General features: G+C 60.2%; 22 protein-coding genes. 13 read left to right on the top strand and 9 right to left on the bottom strand.

Going from position 1 to position 21,650, the window contains the following annotated elements; genetic code table 11:
• The first annotated feature begins 133 nt into the window (after positions 1–133).
• On the top strand, positions 134–1,300 hold the full coding sequence (locus CXK91_RS05285; RefSeq protein ID WP_103455245.1) for a 1-acyl-sn-glycerol-3-phosphate acyltransferase: 1,167 nt from the start codon (positions 134–136) through the stop codon (positions 1,298–1,300).
• Between the two features lie 85 nt (positions 1,301–1,385).
• Here CXK91_RS05285 and CXK91_RS05280 read toward each other — a convergent pair whose 3' ends face one another.
• Complete coding sequence (locus tag CXK91_RS05280; protein WP_003285846.1) at positions 1,386–1,682, bottom strand: hypothetical protein; 297 nt, start codon at positions 1,680–1,682, stop codon at positions 1,386–1,388.
• A gap of 394 nt (positions 1,683–2,076) precedes the next feature.
• Here CXK91_RS05280 and CXK91_RS05275 point away from each other — a divergent pair, with 394 nt between their 5' ends.
• On the top strand, positions 2,077–3,426 hold the full coding sequence (locus tag CXK91_RS05275; RefSeq protein ID WP_003285845.1) for a DUF1329 domain-containing protein: 1,350 nt from the start codon (positions 2,077–2,079) through the stop codon (positions 3,424–3,426).
• Positions 3,427–3,567: 141 nt separating this feature from the next.
• On the opposite strand, the gene CXK91_RS05270 is transcribed toward CXK91_RS05275, so the two are convergent.
• Complete coding sequence (locus CXK91_RS05270; protein ID WP_003285844.1) at positions 3,568–4,152, bottom strand: YajG family lipoprotein; 585 nt, start codon at positions 4,150–4,152, stop codon at positions 3,568–3,570.
• Positions 4,153–4,319: 167 nt separating this feature from the next.
• Here CXK91_RS05270 and CXK91_RS05265 point away from each other — a divergent pair, with 167 nt between their 5' ends.
• Entirely contained in the window at positions 4,320–4,511 is a 192-nt protein-coding gene (locus CXK91_RS05265) for a hypothetical protein (protein ID WP_058063901.1), read from the top strand.
• Positions 4,512–4,615: 104 nt separating this feature from the next.
• On the opposite strand, the gene mqo is transcribed toward CXK91_RS05265, so the two are convergent.
• A complete protein-coding gene (gene mqo / locus CXK91_RS05260) occupies positions 4,616–6,127 on the bottom strand; it encodes a malate dehydrogenase (quinone) (protein WP_102820617.1) in 1,512 nt (503 codons plus the stop codon).
• A 324-nt stretch (positions 6,128–6,451) separates the two neighbouring features.
• Positions 6,452–6,739: a PA4642 family protein gene (locus tag CXK91_RS05255; RefSeq protein ID WP_003285840.1), complete on the bottom strand. Its 288-nt coding sequence runs from the start codon at positions 6,737–6,739 to the stop codon at positions 6,452–6,454.
• Between the two features lie 192 nt (positions 6,740–6,931).
• Between CXK91_RS05255 and dauA the strand changes: the two genes are divergently transcribed.
• The gene (gene dauA / locus CXK91_RS05250; protein ID WP_103455244.1) at positions 6,932–8,662 is read left to right on the top strand and encodes a C4-dicarboxylic acid transporter DauA; all 1,731 of its coding nucleotides are present in this window, start codon (positions 6,932–6,934) and stop codon (positions 8,660–8,662) included.
• A 24-nt stretch (positions 8,663–8,686) separates the two neighbouring features.
• Here dauA and CXK91_RS05245 read toward each other — a convergent pair whose 3' ends face one another.
• Positions 8,687–9,598, bottom strand: coding sequence for an SDR family oxidoreductase (locus CXK91_RS05245; protein WP_103455243.1), 912 nt, complete (start codon positions 9,596–9,598; stop codon positions 8,687–8,689).
• Between the two features lie 711 nt (positions 9,599–10,309).
• On the opposite strand from CXK91_RS05245, the gene CXK91_RS05240 reads away from it, so the two are divergent.
• From CXK91_RS05240 to CXK91_RS05200, 9 genes are all read left to right on the top strand, one after another.
• Entirely contained in the window at positions 10,310–10,903 is a 594-nt protein-coding gene (locus CXK91_RS05240) for a TIGR00730 family Rossman fold protein (RefSeq protein WP_103455242.1), read from the top strand.
• Between the two features lie 398 nt (positions 10,904–11,301).
• Entirely contained in the window at positions 11,302–11,778 is a 477-nt protein-coding gene (locus CXK91_RS05235; protein ID WP_103455241.1) for a DUF2726 domain-containing protein, read from the top strand.
• A 120-nt stretch (positions 11,779–11,898) separates the two neighbouring features.
• Positions 11,899–12,381 (top strand): SgcJ/EcaC family oxidoreductase, encoded by a 483-nt coding sequence (locus CXK91_RS05230; protein WP_103455240.1) that lies wholly within the window; start codon positions 11,899–11,901, stop codon positions 12,379–12,381.
• Between the two features lie 157 nt (positions 12,382–12,538).
• The gene (locus CXK91_RS05225; protein ID WP_103455239.1) at positions 12,539–13,561 is read left to right on the top strand and encodes a DUF5924 family protein; all 1,023 of its coding nucleotides are present in this window, start codon (positions 12,539–12,541) and stop codon (positions 13,559–13,561) included.
• Positions 13,562–13,618: 57 nt separating this feature from the next.
• Positions 13,619–14,137, top strand: a complete 519-nt coding sequence (locus CXK91_RS05220; protein WP_103455238.1) for an MgtC/SapB family protein — start codon at positions 13,619–13,621, stop codon at positions 14,135–14,137.
• A gap of 39 nt (positions 14,138–14,176) precedes the next feature.
• Positions 14,177–15,493 (top strand): PQQ-dependent sugar dehydrogenase, encoded by a 1,317-nt coding sequence (locus CXK91_RS05215; protein ID WP_103455237.1) that lies wholly within the window; start codon positions 14,177–14,179, stop codon positions 15,491–15,493.
• 89 nt (positions 15,494–15,582) lie between these two features.
• A complete protein-coding gene (gene osmE, locus CXK91_RS05210; protein WP_103455236.1) occupies positions 15,583–15,921 on the top strand; it encodes an osmotically-inducible lipoprotein OsmE in 339 nt (112 codons plus the stop codon).
• A 65-nt stretch (positions 15,922–15,986) separates the two neighbouring features.
• Positions 15,987–16,385 carry a Rho termination factor N-terminal domain-containing protein gene (locus CXK91_RS05205; RefSeq protein ID WP_103455235.1) on the top strand — a complete coding sequence of 133 codons (399 nt, stop codon included), beginning with the start codon at positions 15,987–15,989 and terminating at the stop codon, positions 16,383–16,385.
• A gap of 219 nt (positions 16,386–16,604) precedes the next feature.
• A complete protein-coding gene (locus CXK91_RS05200; protein ID WP_103455234.1) occupies positions 16,605–17,138 on the top strand; it encodes a ferritin-like domain-containing protein in 534 nt (177 codons plus the stop codon).
• A gap of 129 nt (positions 17,139–17,267) precedes the next feature.
• On the opposite strand, the gene lpxC is transcribed toward CXK91_RS05200, so the two are convergent.
• From lpxC to CXK91_RS05180, 4 genes are all read right to left on the bottom strand, one after another.
• On the bottom strand, positions 17,268–18,179 hold the full coding sequence (gene lpxC, locus CXK91_RS05195; RefSeq protein ID WP_103455233.1) for a UDP-3-O-acyl-N-acetylglucosamine deacetylase: 912 nt from the start codon (positions 18,177–18,179) through the stop codon (positions 17,268–17,270).
• 115 nt (positions 18,180–18,294) lie between these two features.
• Positions 18,295–19,482, bottom strand: coding sequence for a cell division protein FtsZ (gene ftsZ, locus CXK91_RS05190; RefSeq protein ID WP_103455232.1), 1,188 nt, complete (start codon positions 19,480–19,482; stop codon positions 18,295–18,297).
• A 48-nt stretch (positions 19,483–19,530) separates the two neighbouring features.
• Complete coding sequence (gene ftsA, locus CXK91_RS05185; RefSeq protein ID WP_103455231.1) at positions 19,531–20,778, bottom strand: cell division protein FtsA; 1,248 nt, start codon at positions 20,776–20,778, stop codon at positions 19,531–19,533.
• A 12-nt stretch (positions 20,779–20,790) separates the two neighbouring features.
• Positions 20,791–21,648 carry a cell division protein FtsQ/DivIB gene (locus tag CXK91_RS05180; RefSeq protein WP_103455230.1) on the bottom strand — a complete coding sequence of 286 codons (858 nt, stop codon included), beginning with the start codon at positions 21,646–21,648 and terminating at the stop codon, positions 20,791–20,793.
• Between the last annotated feature and the right edge of the window lie 2 nt (positions 21,649–21,650).

The raw sequence follows: 21,650 nt of genomic DNA, 5'->3' as shown, positions 1-21,650 counted from the left end.
GCATGCAGGACCTAGCCGGCAATCATGCGAACAGCCGCTGTACTCGAAGAGTATGAGCCAACCGGCTCCGGCCCGTTCCGTGAATTGCCCTGCCCAGCGCTGCAGCCCGTTCCTTGTTTCCTTTACAGAGAGCATGATGGACGAATTCGAAGCCATCCGACCCTACGCCGACGCCGAAGTCCCGGTAGTCATGGCACGCCTGTTTGCCGACCGGGAGTTTCTCGACATTCTGGCGCACTTCCGCTTTCCGCGCTTGGCCGACAGCATGGGCTGGCTGATCAAGCCAGTCATCTCGCGCAGGCTGCGCCGACAGTTCGCCAGCATCCATACAGTGGATGCGTTACAGCACAAGATCGAAGCCTACATCGACCGCACCATTGAGAGAGCCACCGACGGTGTGACCTTTTCCGGCCTGGAACGGCTGCAGCAAGGCCGCGCCTATCTGTTCCTGGCCAACCACCGTGACATCGTCATGGACCCGGCATTTGTCAACTATGCGGTCTATCAGGCCGGCATCCGTACGCCACGCATCGCCATTGGCGACAACCTGTTACAGCGGCCCTTCGTCAGCGATCTGATGCGCCTGAACAAGAGCTTCATCGTACGCCGGTCCATTACCGGCCGCCGGGAAAAGCTGGCGGCGTATCAGGTACTTTCAGGCTATATCAACCACTCGATCCGCAACGATGGGGAGTCGGTTTGGATCGCGCAGGCTGAAGGCCGCGCCAAGGATGGTGATGACCGCACCGACTCGGCGATCCTCAAGATGCTGCACATGAGCCGCAAGGATGAGGCCTTTGCCGAAACGCTCGCCGCGCTGCGACCGGTGCCGGTGGCGATCAGCTACGAGTACGACCCGTGCGATCAGGCCAAGGCACGCGAGCTGTACATCCGCGCCACTACCGGGACCTACAACAAGGCTCCGGGTGAGGACGATGCCAGCATCGCCTTGGGCATCACCGGCTACAAAGGCCGTGTGCATATTGCCTTCGGCACGCCGATGGAGAGCGTGCCCGAGGATGCCAAGCAGATGGCCAATGCGGTCGATCGTCAGATTCTCGGCAGCTATAGGTTGTTCCCAGTGCACTATCTGGCCTATCGCCTCTGGGATGAGCAAGATCCGGATATCCAGGTACCGAGCGCAGCCGAGCTGTTCAGCCGTGAGGAAGTGGAGCGCGCCGAAGCCGAATGGAGCAAACGCCTCGCCGCCTGCCCGAGCGTACAACAACCCTATCTGATTCAGCAGTACGCCACGCCGGTGCGTAACCAGTACCGCCTGAACGCCGGGCTAGAGCCCTGAGACGCGCTGGGCCCTGCGCACAGACTGCGACGGGCCCTGCAGTCAGCCACAATGCCGTCAAACACAAACCTTCAACACGAGCTTTTCAAAGCAGCTGCGAAGCCATCGAAAGCGTCAGGCCGATCACCAGCCCAGCCACACCGCACTTGTAGAACACCTGGTTGATGCGTCTTGTTGCAGTGCCGTTCGCTGCGGTGCCGTTCGATGCCACCTGATGCGAAGCCTTCGGCGTATAGGTAGTCAATGCTCGCCGCGGGGCGCGGGCCTCGCGCCATTGGGTAGCCAGCAGCAACCAGCTTCCGCAAAGCACACTGACCAGCGCCAATGCATTGAGAAGCGTCGGCTGGGCAATCACCAGTCCCACCTGCGCATATAGCGCCATCCAGATATCCTCTTTTACAGACCCGCCAGGCAGCCGCGCAGCTTATCCAGCCACGCGTACCATTTCCGTCGTTTCCGACGGGGCGGCAACCTCTCTGCACTACTATAAGGCCAGCTTATGGCACGGTCTTCACCAGTCGGCCTTGACTAATGGCCAGGTGCGCCCGCACCCTCGGCATACCTCGAAACGGCGAACTAGAGCGTATGCGGGGGCGGCAGCTAAGCGCGATTGCCGTCGGTGGATGCAAGCATTGCATGGCCACCGAGCGGATGCCTTCCAGTGAAGGGCGCTGCCGGCACGCGTCACTACGCCGTATCACTTGGCGTCAGCATTTTTTGCGCGCCACGGGGAAACAGCTATTTAGAAACGACAGGACGAGATAATGAAAATAACAATGTTCACAACCGGGGCGCTCACGCTTTCACTGCTCGCCAGTAACGTCATGGCCGCGGTATCGGAATCCGAAGCTGCACGTCTTGGCGCCGAGCTGACGCCGATCGGCGCAGAGAAGGCAGGCAACGCCGCCGGCACCATTCCTGCCTGGACCGGCGGGCTGGCCCAGGACGCCGCGGCGGTATCTGCGGACGGTTTCGTTGGTGACCCCTATCCCAACGACAAGCCAAAGTTCACCATCACGGCGAAGAACTTCGAGGAGTACAAGGACAACCTGACACCTGGCCAAATCGCCATGTTCAAGCGTTATCCGGAGAGCTACCGCCTGCCGGTCTACGAGACCCGTCGTAGCGCAGCCATGCCGCAGCACGTGTATGACGCTGCAGCGCGCAACGCTACGCAGACCAACATGGTTCGTGGCGGCAACGGCCTGGAGAATTTCGAAAAAGCCATCGCTTTCCCGATCCCGAAAGACGGCATGGAAGTCATCTGGAACCATATCACCCGCTATCGCGGCGGCTCCGCGCGCCGGGTGATCGCCCAGGCGACGCCTCAGGTGAACGGCAATTTCAGCCTGGTCAAGTTCGTCGATGAAGTGGTCTACACCGACACCCTGACCGACTACAAGCCCGATAAGCATGGCAACGTGCTGTTCTACTTTAAGCAGCAGGTCACCGAGCCGTCCCGCCTGGCCGGCAACGTGCTGCTGGTACACGAGACACTGGACCAGGTGAAGGAACCGCGTATGGCGTGGATCTATAATGCCGGCCAGCGCCGTGTGCGCCGCGCCCCGCAGGTTGCCTATGACGGCCCGGGCACTGCAGCTGACGGCCTGCGTACCTCCGACAACCTGGATATGTTCAATGGCGCGCCGGACCGCTACGACTGGAAACTGATCGGCAAGAAAGAGCTGTACATCCCGTACAACGCCTATCGCCTGGATTCGCCGCAGCTCAAGTACAGCGACATCATCAAGGCTGGCCATATCAACCAGGATCTGACCCGTTACGAGCTGCACCGCGTCTGGGAAGTGGAAGCGACCCTGAAGACCGGCGAGCGCCATATCTATGCCAAGCGTCACTTCTTTATCGATGAGGACACCTGGCAGGCCGCAGTCGTCGATCACTATGACGGTCGCAACCAACTATGGCGTGTAGCCGAAGCGCATAACCTGCACTTCTATAACGTGCAGGTTCCGCTCTACTCGATGGAAACCCTCTACGACCTCATCTCCGGCCGCTATCTGGTCATGGGCATGAAGAACGAAGAGAAGAACCCCTACACCTACAACTACAAGGCCAACTCCAACCAGTACACCCCGGCCGCCCTGCGCAACTCCGGCGTGCGCTGATTCAACTGGCTGCATTCGACGCCCCGCTCCCCGCGGGGCGTCTTCATTTCCGCACCCTGAAAATGAAAAACCCTGCCAGGCTCAGCCATGGCAGGGTTTCGGATGAGCCGTCCGTGTGAGACGGCCCAGTGCTAACGACGCTTACTGGGCTAGCAGGCGGCCAATGTTCTCATCCCGAAAAACGCGGGTCAGCGCATCACTCAAAACATCGCTGACCAACTTGGTATTGGTCTGCTCGTTGGGTGCCATGCCAAAACGCTGATTCAGGGACGCACCATAACGGCCGTTGTAGCGCTTGCCGGCATTCTGTACCTCAATCTTCAGCGTCGCGCCAACGTTAGCCTCGGTGACGTACAAACCCTCTTTCGGCGACTGGTATTTCAATTCCGCCAGGGTCAAGGTCAGTTGTGGCGCATTGTAGGCATTGGCCGACGGCGTAAAGCCGAGCAGACGTACTGCCGCTTCGGTCTGCGCCTGGAGCTTTGGTAGCACCTTGGCGGCAGGCACGATCACGGCGCTGGTTTCCGGGTAAAGGCCGCCGCGGGTACCGAGAGTCGGCGACGGGCGTCCATCGACCACCCGCACGACGACCGGCTGGCCCTGACCGACAGGATTGATAGAGCCATTGAGTTTGGGGTTGGGATCGAGCTGCTGGGGGCTATGGGCACAGCCCACGAGACTCATTCCAAGAACGGTGACAAGACCGAACAACAGGCGTTGCAGCATGCTGTTTTCTCCAGGTTAGGGGCGACGAGTGGGGCGCAGTATACCCAGCAGCACGACGTGCCGACAGTGATGCGATTCAGACCAACGGCGGCGCCCCACCGTTCATTTCACGCGCCTGTCACAGACCTCTGAGATAAAGAGGCATCCCCTTGCGATGAGCGAAAACCATGCGACAGATCCTCTCGCTACTGCGCCGCCCCAAGCCCCGCCATTTTGCCCTGCTCGATGAGCATGGTCGCTGCCGCATGCTGCTGAGCAGTGCCGGCAAGCCCGAAGGAGCGGGCTGGATCGAGATCCAGGAGCTGCGTCTGAGCTGGATCGGCCAACAACTCCCCGCCGATTGCCTGCGGGCAGCCTGACTGGATGGCGCACGGCATATCTCACCCTGACAAACCCAATGCAAAAAAAAGCCCCGTACGCACGGTACGGGGCTTTATGCTTCAGACTAGACCGGCCTAGCGGCTCAGTACTCCAGCCCCAAGCGCTTATCAGCCATTTCGCTGATCTCGCGGTAAGCCACTGGATCGTTCTGCAGCGTGGCTTCGCGCGCCGGGAACATCTCCTGCAGTTTGCTCGTCCACGCCTGCGAACGGTACTGCTCGGGGAAGCAGCGCTCGAGCAGGTCGAGCATGATCGAAACAGTCACCGAGGCCCCAGGCGAAGCGCCTAGCAGCGCGGCGATGGTGCCATCCTTCGCGGCGACCAGCTCGGTGCCGAATTGCAGGATGCCGCCTTTCTTCGGATCTTTCTTGATGATCTGCACGCGCTGGCCTGCGACCTCCAGTCGCCAATCCTCGGCCTTGGCCTCAGGGTAGAAGCCACGGAGCGTCTCCAGGCGATCCTCCATGGACTGCCGCACTTCCTTGATCAGGTAGCGGGTAAGATCCATGTTGTCGCGAGCAACAGCCAACATCGGGCCGATGTTGCCCGGACGGATCGACAGCGGCAGGTCCAGGAACGAACCACGCTTGAGGAACTTGGTGGTGAAGCCGGCGTAAGGCCCGAACAGCAGCGACTTCTTGCCGTCGACGACGCGGGTATCCAGATGCGGCACCGACATCGGCGGCGCACCGACTGCAGCCAGACTGTAGACCTTGGCCTGATGTTGCTTGACGATCTCAGGGTTGTCACAACGCAGCCACTGGCCACTGACAGGGAACCCGCCGAAGCCCTTGCCTTCTTCGACGCCGGACATCTGCAGCAACGGCAGCGCAGCACCACCGGCACCGAGGAAAACGAAGCCGGCCTGTACCTGGCGCGAATCCCCCGTGCGGGTGTTCTTGATGTCCACCGTCCAGCCACCGGCCGTGCGGTCAATACCGGTAACTTTCTGGTTGTAGGACAGTTTGACTCCGCCGCTACGCGACAGATAGCTGAGCATCTGGCTGGTCACCGCGCCGAAGTTGACGTCAGTGCCATTCATGGCGCGAGTCGCCGCGATCGGCTCGTCCGCAGCGCGGCCCGGCATCATCAGCGGCATCCACTCGGCCAGCGTCGCACGGTCCTCGGTATAAACCATGTCGGCGAAGGCGTGGTGGGTCTTCAGCGCTTCGAAGCGACGCTTGAGGTAGTCGATGTTCTTGCTGCCGCGCACGAAGCTCAGGTGCGGCACGGGATTGATGAAATCACGGGGAGAGCCGAAGCCTTCACGGTCGGCAAGGTAGGCCCAGAACTGCTTGGAGACCTCGAACTGGGTGTTGATCAGCACGGCCTTCTTGATATCGATCGCGCCGTCTTTGCTGTCCGGGGTGTAGTTCAGCTCGCAGAGCCCGGCGTGACCGGTGCCGGCGTTGTTCCACGGGTTGGAGCTTTCGATGGCTCCGGATTCCTGCAGCTCGACGATTTCCAGCTTGATATTGGGATCGAGTTCCTTGAGCAGTACCGCGAGGGTCGCACTCATGATGCCGGCTCCCACCAGCACCATATCCACTGCTTCGCTATCGTGTTGCGTCATCAACGCGTTCTCCAGAATCACAGCATTAAACTGTCGTGACCGCAGTACGCGGCCCCGTAAAACCCACCAGCCAAACGGTCAGGAACGGAGCGTGTGCCTGTGCCGCTGCTCGGGAGCATGTGCCCGAGAACAGGTAGCCAAAGGCTGCCTGCCAGCTGTCGGAAGGGCGGCTTTTGGCCTCCTTCCTCTCGCTGCGATCCATCCGGAGCGGGCTTGACCCAGGGCTCGACGGTGGACACTGCGAGGAAATCGATTGCGAATCATGTTGCCGTAGCCAGCCGCAGCCTTGCCGTTCATGGCTGGCTAGGGTGCCGTTGTGTTCGATACGAAATGGCGACTCTCAGTTCAGCCGCGCATGGCCTCGATCAATTCGATATAGGGCCTGGCCTGACGCTGGTCGGCGACCAGGTCGATAAAGTCATGCCCCTTGCCATCCCGCGCGCCAAGATCGTAGCCAGCAGCGACGAAGAAGCCGAGAAAACGCTCGAAATCATCGACGCGAAGGCCACGGTAGGCCTTGATCAGCTTATGCAGCGAAGGGGGAGTATCGTCAGCCGGCTCAGGCTGAAGAAACAGCTTGATCGACTCATCTGCGATCTCGTCGCCAATCACCTGCTTCTTGTCTTTACGCATGCCGCCTCCGGTCCACGGGGTCTCACGGGGGCGGCAGTTTACTCCTCGCAGGCGACTCACTCAACGCGCCAAGGCGGCTTGCGACCAAGGTCGTACATCGCCGCGCCAGCATACCGGGTGATCTTGCAGCACAAATAACAAGAGCTGCCCGCGTCTATAATGGCGCCTTCGCGAACAAGGAGCGTCCCAGGCATGAAGTTTCCCCCTTTATTTGCCGCATGGCATCAGACCTTGCGCCTGGGGTACGGAGCCCGCGCCCTACGCGGCGACATTAGCGCCGGGTTGACGGTGGGCATCATCGCCATTCCACTGGCCATGGCACTGGCGATCGCCGTCGGCGTGGCACCACAACATGGCCTCTACACGGTACTGGTCGCTGCGCCGCTGATCGCGCTGACCGGGGGGTCGCGCTTCAATGTGTCCGGGCCGACGGCGGCGTTCGTGGTGATCCTGCTGCCGATTACCCAGCAGTTCGGTCTCGGCGGTCTGCTGCTGTGCACCATGCTCGCGGGCGTCATTCTGATCACCCTCGGCCTGCTGCGTGCCGGGCGCCTGATCACCTTCATCCCCTACCCCGTCACACTGGGCTTTACCGCGGGCATCGGCATCGTCATCGCCACGTTGCAAATCAAAGATCTGTTTGGCCTTACCCTGACAGAACAGCCGCAGCACTATGTAGAGCAAATCGACCTACTAGTACGCTCACTGCCCGGCGCACGCCTTGGCGACGCCCTGGTGGCCGCGATGTGTCTGGCGGTATTGATTATCTGGCCGCGCTGGGTGCCGAAAGTACCAGGGCACCTGGTAGCGCTGACGGTAGGCGCACTGGCGGGCCTGCTGCTGGAATCGTCCGGTTTGTCCGTGGCGACTCTGGGTGAGCGCTTCAGCTACACCTTGGACGGCGTCACGCATCCGGGTATTCCACCGTTCCTGCCCGACTTCGCATGGCCCTGGCTGTTGCCGGGCCCGGACGGCCAGCCGCTGCAGCTGAGTTACGAGCTGTTCCGCCAATTGCTCGCCCCGGCATTTGCCATCGCCATGCTCGGCGCCATCGAATCGCTGCTCTGCGCAGTGGTTGCCGACGGCATGACCGGCAGCAATCATGAGCCCAATGGCGAGCTGATCGGCCAAGGATTGGGCAATCTGGTCGCCCCGCTGTTCGGCGGCATCACCGCGACCGCCGCCATCGCCCGCAGCGCGACCAACGTCCGCGCTGGCGCCTTCTCGCCGCTGGCATCCATCATCCACGCGGGCGTGGTGCTGGTAGCGATTCTCTGGCTAGCGCCGCTGTTCAGCTATCTGCCCATGGCGGCGCTGGCGGCCTTGCTGGTAATGGTGGCCTGGAACATGAGCGAGGCACCGCACGTAATGCACGTATTGCGTATCGCGCCGCGCAGCGATGTGCTCGTGCTGCTGACCTGCCTGACGCTAACCGTGCTGTTCGACATGGTGCTGGCAGTCGGCGTAGGACTGTTGCTGGCGGCCGGTCTGTTCATCAAGCGCATGAGCGAGCTGACCGACACTACCGCACTTTCCCGTGAGCAGCGGCGAATCCTTCAGGACATGCCCGAGCACGTTGCCACCTACGCAATCCGCGGGCCGCTGTTCTTCGGTGCGGCAGAAAAGGCGCTGAACGCACTGCGGCGCTTCAATCCTGAAGTCAAGGTGGTGATCGTCGATATCAGCGCGGTGCCGATGCTGGACATGACTGCCCTGGCAGCGCTGGAAAACGTACTGGTGGATTACCGCCGGCTAGGGGTTACGCTGATTCTCAGTGGCAGCAATGCGCAAGTCCGCCTGAAGCTGCGCCGCGCTGGTATCCATCGGTTACAGGGCCATTTACTCTACGTGCGCAATCTGAGTCAGGCCCGCGAGAAAGCACTCCGCCTGCTGCAGGCGGGGCCAGACGAGGCCCCGGCCTGAGCGGCAAGTCGAATCGCAGTGAGGTCAGCCAGCGTACTTTTGCAGGTTGGCCATCATTTCCTTCAACGCTTCGATGTTGTCGGCCGGGTGCGCAGCGTTTTCGAAACTGCAGATCTGCTGCCATTGAGCTGCGACGTCCTCGGCATCGAAGCCGGCCTTCGGATCGAAGCCCACACCAAGGCTGCGCTCCCAGCGCACCTTGCCCATCCAGCCGCCGCCAACCTCGAACAGGCCCGATGTCTCCTGGCACTGCTCACTGGCCAGATAAACCACTAGCGGGCTCACCAGTTCCGGTTTGAGCTGTTCAAACACTTGCGGTGGAATCAACCCTTCAGTCATCCGTGTAGCGCCGGTGGGCGCGATGGCGTTCACCAGCACGTTGTTCTTGCGGCCTTCCAGAGCCAGCGTGCGAGTCAAGCCGTACAGACCAAGCTTGGCCATCCCATAGTTCGACTGACCGAAGTTGCCATAAATGCCGGATGTCGAAGCGGTGAAGATTACTCGCCCGTAACTCTGCTCGCGCATGTGCGGCCAGGCTGCACGGGTGACCTTGTAGGCACCCTCAACGTGCACGCGATAGACCAGGTCCCAATCGGCGTCTTCCATCTTGTGGAAGCTTTTGTCACGCAGAATGCCTGCGTTATTGACGACCACGTCGATACGACCGAAGGAATCCAGAGCCTGCTGTACGATCCGATCGCCATCGGTGACCGAGCAATGATTGGCGACGGCAATGCCGCCCGCCTGGCGGATCTCCTCGACCACGCGATCGGCTGCGGAACTGTTGGCGCCTTCGCCCTGAGCACTGCCGCCCAGATCGTTGACCACGACTTTCGCGCCATGACGAGCAAACAGCAGCGCATGGGCTCGCCCGAGCCCGCCGCCTGCTCCGGTCACGATCACTACCTTGTCTTCGAAGCGGATAGCATCAGTCATCGGGATCTCCCTTAGCTTTTCTTATTGGTTGATTCAGAGCGGCGAGTGTCGTTCAGCTGATAGCACCTCACAACCAACCGGCCAGAAATGAATGCCGCGGCATAAGACTCGGGGATAACCGAGACGCGGGCTTTGCGGCAGGACGAGTGCGTAGTTTTCAACCATGTGGATGAGAGGCTACGAGAACGCAGGGCCACAGCGATGTTTACCCAAACTGCACACAGAGTTTTCCACAGCTTTGGTGAATAAGTACAAGGGCTCTGTCCGCTGGCAATTTCAGTCATCAAACTCACCACCGATGCTGCACGCTCTCTGCAATGGGGCTTTCCGTCGCACCTCAATGCGCTGAGCAAAAAACACACATAACTCAGAGACGCCCGCGGCGCTTGGCTTTCCGCTACTTGCACAAAGGTTATCCACAGAAACGCGCACAAGATTCGGGGATAAAAATCTCCCCTGAATAAGCGAGGGCTATGGCGGCAATAACAAGATTCTAAAAGCGCGTCGGACTTCACCGCCCTAGGATGGACGTAATGCTTTTCGAGGGGATCGATTATGTCCAGCCGCTTTCTGCTCAAGCATCTGTTCGCTGCCTATGCATCCGCCGCCGACGCACGCTGACTCACTGCGTTTGCGCTGATGGGTTGGTCCACTTGGCCACATGAGGTCGGCGGCGTAACCTTGCGCAAGCCCCAATGAGCGGAGTAGAAGATGTCCCTGCGTTCCATTTGCGTTTTCTGCGGCGCCAGCCGCGGCTCAAACCCCATTTATGAACAAGCGGCCCACAATCTCGGCCGCACGCTGGCCGCTAACGGCATTCAACTGATCTACGGCGGCGGCGCAGTCGGGTTGATGGGGGTGGTTGCAGACGCCACCATGGCTGCCGGTGGCGAGGTTATCGGCATCATTCCCCAAAGCCTGAAAGATGCCGAGGTTGGTCATACCGGCCTTACCCGCTTGGAAGTGGTCGACGGCATGCACGCGCGCAAAGCGCGCATGGCAGAACTGGCCGATGCCTTTATTGCCCTGCCTGGCGGGCTGGGAACACTGGAAGAACTCTTCGAGGTCTGGACCTGGGGCCAGCTCGGCTACCATCCCAAACCGCTTGGACTGCTAGACGTCAATCACTTCTACAGCAAGCTCAGCCACTTCCTAGATCACCTGGTCGAAGAAGGCTTCGTGCGTGCGCAACATCGCGAGATGCTACAGCGCAGCGACCAGCCGCAAGCACTCATCAAGCTACTCGATGCGTGGGAGCCGCCAACGCATAGTCGTTGGGCGAAGACAGACCGCTTTGACCCTTGATGGTAATGCAGGCACGCTGATCAAAATTCAATCTACACCTTGAAAGCTACGATCTGTGCAGCTTGCAGCACTAACCCCCCACCTTATCCACAGCAGCGTCCACAGCTACGGTGGATAAGCGGGCGAGCCGGCCGGGAAAGCCTAAGTTTTTTAGCCCACCGGCCATTCTGGAGCGAAACGGTCATTTATTGATCAGCCACCTCAGCGCCTAGTGCCATCTACTTCGCAGTGAACAGCCCCAAGCTTATCCACAGCACGACGCACAGCTGCGGTGGATAAGCACACGAACGTTTTCCTGCTTTTAGACTCAACTGACCACAGGTTCCGCTTAACGTCAGGAGGCCGCCGATGCCTAAGTACAGAAGCCCTGCAGCACACATTCGTTCAGGTGTTGCGTGATGAGCTGGCTTGCCATGACGCTCGTCGCGTTCGTCTGCTTCGTTTTGGTGTTCTTCGTAAAGAACCGTCAGCTAAACCACCCTGCGCTGCAATTTCCCTACAGCCTCAAGGCACCATTTTTTTCGCCAGCCGAACGCGAGCTGCTTGAAATGCTGCACCGGAGCGTCGGTGATCGATACCTGATCCTGTCGAAGGTAAGCGTCGCGGATGTAGTAGAGGTTACCGCCATTCCACGGCGAGCCCATTGGTATCAAGCCACCAACCGTATCGCTGCCGCTCGCTTCGATTTTTTGCTGTGCGACAAGAATGATCTTTTCCCTGTCTGCGTCATCAATATCGATGAGCCCGAAGCCGATCAGGATTTCATGCACCAGGTGTGCGAGACCGTCCGCCTGCCGCTGGTTAGCTTGACGCCGGAAGCGGTCCGCTCCTACACAGATGTCCGTGAAGCCATCGAGTCTGCACTTCGTCCCTGACTGACCGCTGGCGGGAATAACGGCGGTCCCGGACGGTCACAGCTGTGCATGACGTAACCACGATGTGCAGTACCGCTGCGGAGCCACTCCGCAAATCGACCACCGGCTACGAGTGACAGCATGAAATACGCCCTCCCCCTATTACTATCTCTCGCCCCATTCGCCGTGTTGGCGGACAACCAGACTTGCCATAAGACCGATGAAACCCAGGTCGCCGCCTTGTTCGACCGCTGGAACACTGATGTCCAATCCGGTGATCCACATCGAGTAGTGGAAAATTATGCGCCGGACTCGCTGCTGCTACCGACGGTATCCAATACGCCCCGACAGACCCCGGGAGCCAAACTGGACTATTTCGAACACTTTCTCGCGCTCAAACCGAAAGGCGAAATCCTCTCGCGGATGATCATGATCGACTGCAACAGCGCGCTCGATACCGGGGTCTACAACTTTCAACTTGGCGATGGCAGTAGCGTTCCGGCGCGTTACACCTTCACCTACAAGTGGTTCGATGACACCAAGCAATGGCTGATTACCAGTCACCACTCATCTGCGATGCCAGAACAGACAGCAGCGCAGCAGGTACCGCTAATAGAGGATTAATCCATCGCTGCGGCCGGCGTCGCCAACCGCGGCGCCGTTCGCCCCGCCCGAGAGAGTGCGTCCGCGGTACCATGCAGCCCTGCGAGCGAAACCACACGCTTGCGCCTGCCCAGGCGTGCTCGATACTGCTAGCTAGCACGCTGTATCCGGACCCACCATGCCCCTCACACCGCTGCTCTCGCGCTTGTTCGAACTGATCAGCCAGCTGATTCGTCGCTACCCAGGCACCGTCGCGTTATTCGGCTTCGTTTCCGGCGTAGCCAGCTTCGTACTGGTGGAGCGCCATGCCGGCCTGGCTAAGGTGGTGGCCCTGGTCATGCTGGTCAGTTGGCTGTGGCTGGTGCTCGAATCCAGCCTGCGCCGCGTCCTGCATCGCTGGTTCGGCTGGCAGGTGCCACCACCACTGCTGCGCTACGCCACCCAGATGGTGCATCAGGAAACCCTGTTCTTCATCATCCCGTTCTTCTTCATCACCACCACTTGGAACAGTGGGCAAGCCGTGTTTACTGGGTTGCTTGGCGCCGCTGCGCTCGTGTCGCTGATCGATCCGCTTTACTACAAGTGGCTGGCACCAAGACGCTGGGTCTACCTCGGCTTCCATGCGTTGACACTGTTCGCCGTTCTGCTGACCGCACTGCCAATCATCTTTCATCTTTCCACTCCCCAGAGCTATCAGCTGGCCCTAGCGGTCGCAGTGGTGCTGGCGCTGCCAAGCCTGAGCGGCCTGTTCCCGCGCTGGAGTTGGCGCACCGTGCCCGGCATCGTGTTGCTGGCGGTGGCGCTTGGAGCGGCAGGCTGGTGGGGCCGGACCTGGGTTCCTCCGGCAACCCTATGGTTGACCGACGTTGCAGTGACCATGAGCCTCGATGACCGCCAGCGCAAACCAGGCAAGGGGCTGCGGCAGCTGAGCAGCGCCGAGCTGACCGCTAACGGGCTCTACGCATACACTGCGATCAACGCCCCGCGCGGCCTCAAGGAACGGATCTACCACGAGTGGACGCACAACAACCGGCGCGTCGACCGTATCGCGCTGGACATCAGCGGCGGTCGCGAAGCCGGTTATCGCGCCTGGACTCACAAGCGCAACTTCCCGCCAGCCCCCGCGGGTCGATGGCGTGTGCGGGTCGTCACTGAGGCTGGCCAGATGATCGGCATGCTACGTTTCGAGGTGACCGACTAGCGAACCCTCCCCACCATCATGACTCCATATCAGAATAAACCTGGCTTGGAGAGCGACATGGAATGGTGGGCAATCATCTCCAGCACTGTTGCGTCGGAGTTCTCCGATATTACCGATCTGGAAGATGCGACGAGAGTTAGTAGCCGGCTACTGATCGCTTCGATTCTTGGGGGCATGCTCGGCTACGAGCGCGAGCGCAAACGCAAAGCTGCCGGCCTGCGTACCCATATGCTGGTAGCCCTCGGCGCAGCGCTGTTCGTACTGGTACCGGTACAGGCAGGCATGACCCATGAAGACATCTCCAGGGTTATCCAGGGCCTGGTAACTGGCATCGGCTTTCTTGGTGCAGGGACTATTCTCAAAGGCAGCTCAGCGGAAGATGTCAAAGGCCTGACCACCGCAGCCGGCATCTGGCTTACCGCAGCGATCGGTGTGGCAGTCGGCCTCGGCCATGAGGCTACGGCCGTGCTAAGTACCCTTCTGGCCCTCGCTATCTTCGTGCTGATGCCACGCCTGGAACGACACACCGCATTACGGGCTGCCCGTAAGCAGCGCCGTCGGGCCAGCCGCTCTTAGCACCAAGTGGATCCCATCAACTCAGGAGCAGTAGGTGCCATGCATATCCCCAAAATCGTCCTGCTATTCGGCACTGCATTGCTTGCACTGGCCGGATGCAGCGAAACAGCCAAGCTGCCCGTCGAGTCCGGGTATGGCCCGAGACCAGTGCTGCCGGAACCGAACAGAACGCTGGTGCCAACCGTAAACATCGCACCCGCCAAAGGCTGGCCGGATGGAGTCAAACCGCATGCTGCGCCTGGGTTTCACGTCGAGGCCTTTGCCAGCGGCCTGGACCACCCACGCTGGATCTACGTGTTACCCAACGGTGATGTGCTGGTCGCCGAGGCAGACGCGCCGCCCAAGCAGCAGAGCCAGGGGCTGCGCGGCTGGATAGCCAGCAAGATCATGGCCCGCGCCGGCTCCGGCGGCCCAAGCGCAAACCGTATCACCTTGCTGCGTGATCGTGACGGAGACGGCAAGCCGGAGCTGCGCACTGCGTTCCTGGAAAATCTCAACTCTCCGTTCGGCATGGCGCTGGTCGGCAACGACTTCTACGTCGCCAATACCGACGCGCTGCTGCGCTTCCGCTATGAGAGAGATGCCATCCGAATAACCGAGCCAGGGAGCAAGGTGGTGGACCTTCCAGCAGGGCCGATCAACCATCACTGGACCAAGAACGTCATTGCCAGCAAAGACGGCAAGCGTCTCTACGTAACCAGCGGATCCAACAGCAATGTGGCCGAGAACGGCATGGAGGCCGAGGAGAACCGCGCAGCGATCCTGGAAGTGGATCCCCAGGCTCGAACCATGCGCTTGTTCGCTTCAGGCTTGCGCAACCCTAACGGCCTTGCCTGGCAGCCGGACAGCGGAGCGCTATGGACTACCGTAAACGAGCGCGACGAAATTGGCAGCGATTTGGTGCCGGACTACATGACCTCGGTCCGGGACGGCGGTTTCTACGGGTGGCCTTACAGCTACTTCGGCCAGCATGTAGATGCGCGGGTCACGCCGCCACGCCCGGAATGGGTCGAACGCGCCATCGTTCCAGACTATGCATTGGGCGCGCATACATCTTCGCTCGGCCTCGCCTTCTATGAGGGCGAGCTGCTCCCGCAGCGCTACGCCGGTGGCGCGTTTATCGGCCAGCATGGTTCTTGGAATCGCAAGCCACGCAGCGGATACAAAGTTATTTTCGTCCCTTTCCGCGACGGCGTGCCGGAGGGTGAAGCCGAGGATATCTTGACCGGATTCGTCAATCAGTCGGGCGATGCCCTGGGCCGGCCGGTAGGCGTTGCGGTGGACAAGACCGGCGCACTGCTGGTGGCCGATGACGTGGGCAATGTCGTTTGGCGCGTCACGCCGAGCGACCGTTGACGCGGTAATCGGAGCAGCCGGTTGAACCTTGAGCCCCGCCGAACGGCCATAAAGAGACGACCATCCACTATCCGCCATGAGGGATTCACATGTTCAAGCACGCCATCTATGCCATCGCCCCAGTGGTACTGCTCGTCGGTTGCTCGGGCAATGTCCAGAACCCCGTCGATCGAATTACCTTCCGCGATCAGCCATTGGTACGAGATGTGGAAACCGGCATGTCCCAAGAGCGGGTGCTGGCAATCGGTGGTGAGCCCTCGAAGGCCAGCGCACGAAGGGCGGTCCCTGGGCTATGCCATGACTACATTCTTAATCGCGATGGCAAGCAGCAGGCCTACTACGTGAGTTTTGACGCCTCCGGCCGGGTGGATGGCCAGGGCTTCCTGACCTGCAAGCAGCTGGACGAGAACCAACGCAATCTACGCTGATCACCCACCGGTGCAGGCGTGGACGCTCTACGCCACACGCCTGCTGGCCAATGGAGGACATCGTCATGCCCCGTGGAGAAAAAACCAAATACAGCGACCAGCAGCAGCGAAAGGCCGAGCATATCGAAGAAAGCTACGAGCAACGTGGTGTTCCCGAGAAAGAGGCCGAAGCACGGGCCTGGGCCACCGTCAACAAGCAATCCGGCGGTGGCGAGCGCAAGGGCGGATCGGGCGGGAGCAAAAGCCAGACCGCCAAGCGCGCCGAACGCAAGGATTCGGCCCATCGGGCTGCCGCTACTCGACAAGGCAAATCACCCAACAAGGGCTCGGCGCGAAACTCGAAGTCCTCGAGCACGGCGCTTGCCGACATGACTCGTGACGAACTCATGCAAAAAGCCCGCGAACGGGATATTCGCGGCCGCTCGACAATGCGCAAGAACGAGCTGCTACGGGCACTTAGCTAAGGAGTATATGCATGTCGATGCCGTACGAGCAGCCTCGAGAAGGCAACCCCAAGCGTGAGGACCCGGGCGACCCGGTTCCAATAGACGAGCCAGGCGAGTCAGATCCAATACCCGCGCCGCCGGATGAGCCTGCCAGCTAAACTTTTCGCCAACATCTCGATCTCAATTGGCGACCCGTGAAGCACCGCAACTGCGGTGAACCTAGACCAGGAGATGGCGATGAGCTACGTACAATTGAGCGATAAGCAGAGTCTGCGCGAGCGGGCTCGCCAACATGTCGAGAACGGCGCCGTCACCGAGAGTTATTCGGCTGATCGGGAAGTCGTGATCAATCTGTTGAACGACGCATTGGCGACCGAGCTGGTCTGCTATCTGCGCTACAAGCGCCACTACTACATGGCCACAGGGCTTAAGTCAGGCGCTGCCGCCGACGAGTTTCTTGAGCACGCCAACGAAGAGCAGCAACATGCCGACCGCCTCGCCGAGCGTATTGTGCAGCTGGGTGGTGAACCAGACTTCAACCCCGATAGCCTGACCGAGCGCGCCCACGCGCAGTACACCGAAGGCAACGGGTTGCGCGACATGGTCTTCGAAAACCTGGTAGCCGAACGCATTGCTATCGATAGCTATAGAGAAATCGTCCAGTACATCGGCGATAAAGACCCCACCACCAGGCGCATCTTCGAGGACATCCTAGCGCAGGAGGAAGAGCACGCCGATGATTTGGCGGGGTTGCTCGACGGCATGAACTAGATTGGGCGTATCAGTGCTGCGCCGAGCCTCGTCATCAGGCGACGGCGTATTCGCTCCGCCTTGCTGGCAGTGACGAGCACAAAAAAAGGCCACCCGAGGGTGGCCTTAAATTTTGGAAGAGAGGTACAGCTAGCCGGCTGCCACCGGACGCATGTAGGAGATCGGTGCGGTCTGCGGGTCATCGAAGGTCACCAGTTCCCACGCATCCTTTTGTTCCATCAGGGTACGTAGCAAGCGGTTGTTCAACGCGTGGCCGGATTTATAGCCGCGGAATTCGCCGATCAGGCTGGTTCCCAGCAAGTAGAGATCACCAATGGCATCGAGAATCTTGTGCTTAACGAATTCGTCCTCGTAACGCAGGCCGTCCTCGTTCAGCACACTGGTTTCGTCCACCACGATGGCGTTTTCAACGCTGCCGCCGAGCGCCAGATTATGCGAGCGCAGGAACTCGATGTCGCGCATAAACCCGAAGGTGCGTGCACGGCTGACTTCCTTGACGAAGGAAGTACTCGAGAAATCCACACTGGCAGTCTGGGTGCGACCCTTGAAAACAGGATGGTCGAAATCAATCTCGAAGCTCACCTTGAAGCCGTCGAAGGGCAGGAAGGTAGCGCGCTTGTCACCCTCCTCGACAGTCACTTCACGCTTGATGCGGATGAACTTCTTGTGGGCGTCCTGCTCCTGCAGGCCGGCGGATTGAATCAGGAATACGAAAGGCCCAGCGCTACCGTCCATGATTGGCACTTCCGACGCGGAGAGCTCGACGTAGGCATTGTCGATCCCCAGGCCGGCCATTGCCGACAACAGATGCTCCACTGTATCGACCTTGACGTCACCGCTGACCAGCGTCGTGGACATGGTGGTTTCGCCAACGTTCTCCGCCCGCGCAGGAATCTCCACGGGTGGATTGAGGTCGGTACGACAGAACACGATTCCAGTGTCCACCGGTGCCGGTTTCAGGGTGAGATAAACCTTTTCACCCGAATGCAAGCCGACGCCAGTGGCGCGAATGATGTTCTTTAGTGTGCGTTGTCTGATCATGGCCTTTTGCTTCGCTATAGCGCTAGTTGCGAATTGTTTTCAACAATTGGCGGCGATAATAGCAGAAGCCAACTTTGCTGAACACCAATCACAACAATACTCCTGATAACTTCAATCAATCGGCCTGACGACGCAGGAATGCAGGAATGTCCAGATAATCCAGATCCTCTTGCGGGTTCATCTTCGCCGCAGTGGCAGCTGCATGGGCCTGATTGCGCATTACGGTCGGGCGCTCCAGATCACGATAGTTGACTGCCGCGTGCTCTTGTTGACGCTGCGCCGGTGCGGCGGAAGCAGCAACGGTGGTCTGCACGGTGTTGTCCACCACCTTGACCGGCTTTTCATGACGCGGACCAAGGCCGGTCGCGACAACGGTGACATGCAGCTCATCGGTCATGTCGGGATCAATGACGGCACCGACCTTGACGGTCGCTTCATCGGAGGCAAACGCTTCGATGATTTCGCCAACCGCAGCGTATTCGCCGAGGGACAGGTCCAGCCCAGCAGTGATGTTCACCAGGATGCCGCGGGCGCCCTGCAGATTGACGTCTTCCAGCAGCGGGTTGCGAATGGCCGCCTCGGTGGCCTCGCGAGCACGGTTCGGGCCGGTGGCACAGCCGGTACCCATCATCGCCATGCCCATCTCGCCCATGACGGTCTTGACGTCGGCGAAGTCGACGTTCATCAGACCAGGACGCTGCATGATGTCGGAGATGCCACGGACCGCACCAGCCAGCACGTCATCGGCCTTGGCGAAGGCGGCCAGCAGGCTGGCGTCCTTGCCTAGAATGGTCAGCAGCTTCTCGTTGGGAATGGTGATCAAGGAATCGACGCAATCGGACAGCGCGCGGATGCCTTCATCGGCCACCTGCATGCGGCGACGGCCCTCGAAGGGGAATGGACGGGTGACCACTGCGACGGTAAGGATGCCCATTTCCTTGGCTACCGAAGCAATGATCGGCGCAGCGCCGGTACCGGTGCCGCCACCCATACCGGTGGTGATGAACACCATGTCGGCACCTTCCAGCACTTCGGCGATGCGCTCACGATCTTCCATTGCAGCCTGGCGACCGATATCCGGATTGGTACCGGCACCCAAGCCCTTGGTGATGGCCGAGCCGAGTTGCAGCACGGTGCGCGCTTCGACTTTCTTGAGCGCCTGGGCATCAGTGTTGGCGCAGATGAATTCGACGCCTTCGACGTTGTTGCGAACCATATGGTTCACGGCATTGCCACCGCCACCGCCGACACCGATGACCTTGATGACTGCACTTTGCGGGGTATGATCTACGAGTTCGAACATTTCCCTCTCTCCTTCCAGCTTTCTAGTTTTGGTTTTACAGCGCACTGCTTAAAAATTGCCCTGAATCCAGCCCTTGAGCCGATCCAGAACAGACGTCTTTGAGTCTTCGGCGAAATTGCCGATGCCAGGCATGGGATTGCCGTCGGTCTGCTTGTGCAGTCCGTACAGCAGCAGGCCCACGCCCGTCGAATAGATTGGGTTGCGTACTACGTCGGCCAGTCCCTTGACCCCGTGCGGCACGCCAAGGCGCACCGGCATATGGAAGATTTCTTCGGCCAGGTCGATGGCTCCTTCCATCTTCGCTGTGCCGCCAGTGAGGACGATCCCGGCCGGAATCAGATCCTCGTATCCGCTGCGCCGCAACTCGGCCTGGATCAGCGTGAAGAGCTCGTCGTAACGCGGCTCGACAACCTCTGCCAAAGCCTGGCGAGAGAGCTCGCGCGGCGGACGATCGCCGACACTGGGGACCTTGATGGTCTCGCCTGCGCCTGCCAGCTTGGCCAACGCGCAAGCATAGCGAATCTTGATCTCTTCGGCATACTGAGTCGGCGTGCGCAGTGCCATGGCAATGTCATTGGTGACCTGGTCGCCAGCGATCGGAATGACCGCCGTGTGACGAATCGCGCCTTCGGTGAAGATGCAGATATCAGTGGTGCCACCGCCGATGTCTACCAGGCAGACACCCAGCTCCTTCTCATCATCAGTCAGCACGGCATGGGCCGAGGCCAGTTGCTCGAGGATGATGTCGTCCACCTCGAGACCGCAGCGACGCACGCACTTCTCGACATTCTGCGCAGCATTCACTGCACAGGTGACCACGTGGACCTTGGCCTCAAGGCGAACACCGGACATGCCCAGCGGCTCGCGTACACCTTCCTGGTTGTCGATCACGTAGTCCTGAGGCAGCGTATGCAGCACACGCTGATCCGCAGGGATCGCGACCGCCTGTGCGGCATCGAGCACCCGCTCCAGATCGGCGGCGCTGACTTCACGGTCGCGGATCGCGACGATGCCGTGGGAGTTCAGGCTGCGAATATGGTTACCGGCCAGGCCAACGAAGGCCGAATGGATGCGGCAGCCGGCCATCAGCTGAGCTTCCTCGATGGCGCGCTGAATCGACTGCACAGTGGACTCGATGTTGACCACCACGCCCTTCTTAAGCCCGCGCGAGGGGTGGGTACCGATCCCAACGATTTCCAGCTCACCATCGGCGGTCACCTCGCCCACCAGCGCCACCACCTTGGAGGTGCCGATGTCCAGGCCGACGATCATCTTGCCGCTTTGCACGCTCGACATGTGTTTCATTCCTCAATTCTTCGCAGCAACGGTCGTATCCGCCGCAGTCGGGACCGGCTCATGCCAGGCGACGGCCAGGCCGTTCGCGTAGCGCAAATCGATCCGTGCGATCTTCTCGCTTTCCTGCTCCAGCGCCTTTTGATAGATGGCGGTGAAGCGACGCATTTTTTCTACAACCTGATCCCTGCCCAGCAGCAACTCGATGCCCTGGTTGGTGGTCAGAAACCAGCTTCCACGTTCACGCAGCTCAAGACGGGAAATGGAGAACCCCAGCGGGCGCAGCATCTGACTGAGCATCTGGTATTGCTGCATGACACGCTGTTGGGCCCGCTTCGGACCATATAAATGTGGCAAGTGTTCATATCGGCTCAGGTCATCCGGCGAGAAAGCCTGTCCTTTATTGTTAAGCAATGCTTCACCCCCCCAGCGGGCAATCGGCAATTGCTCATCCAGACGCACCATCACCTGGTCCGGCCAGACGCGGCGAACTTCGACGTGAGCGATCCATGGCATCTGTTCGAGTTGGTGACGCATGCCGTTCAGATCAACCTTGAAGAAGCTCTGTTCGACAAAAGGTGCGATACGCTGCTGAACCGCTTCACGGCTGACATAACCCAGCTCACCTTGCACGCTGACCTTGGCGATCGGCCGGTCGGCATAGGGCAGCAGGCGCTCGCCCAGATCGTAAAGGCCAACTACCAGCCCAACCAGCAGCACAGGCCAGACGAAGCGCTTCAGGCCGGCGAGATTAGGCTTTGGCAGGCGCTGCGAAAGCGGCTGCGGTTGCACCAGTCGGCTCGCGCCCCGTTGCACGGGCTTGCGCGAGGCTCGGCCGCTTCCGGGTTGCGAATGGCGCAGCGTGACGATCATTT

The organism is Stutzerimonas stutzeri (genome assembly GCF_002909485.1).
Classification (GTDB): Bacteria; Pseudomonadota; Gammaproteobacteria; order Pseudomonadales; family Pseudomonadaceae; genus Stutzerimonas; species Stutzerimonas stutzeri_AH.
The sequence above is the reverse complement of the archived record's forward strand: the minus strand, read 5'-3'. Positions and strand labels throughout refer to the sequence as shown.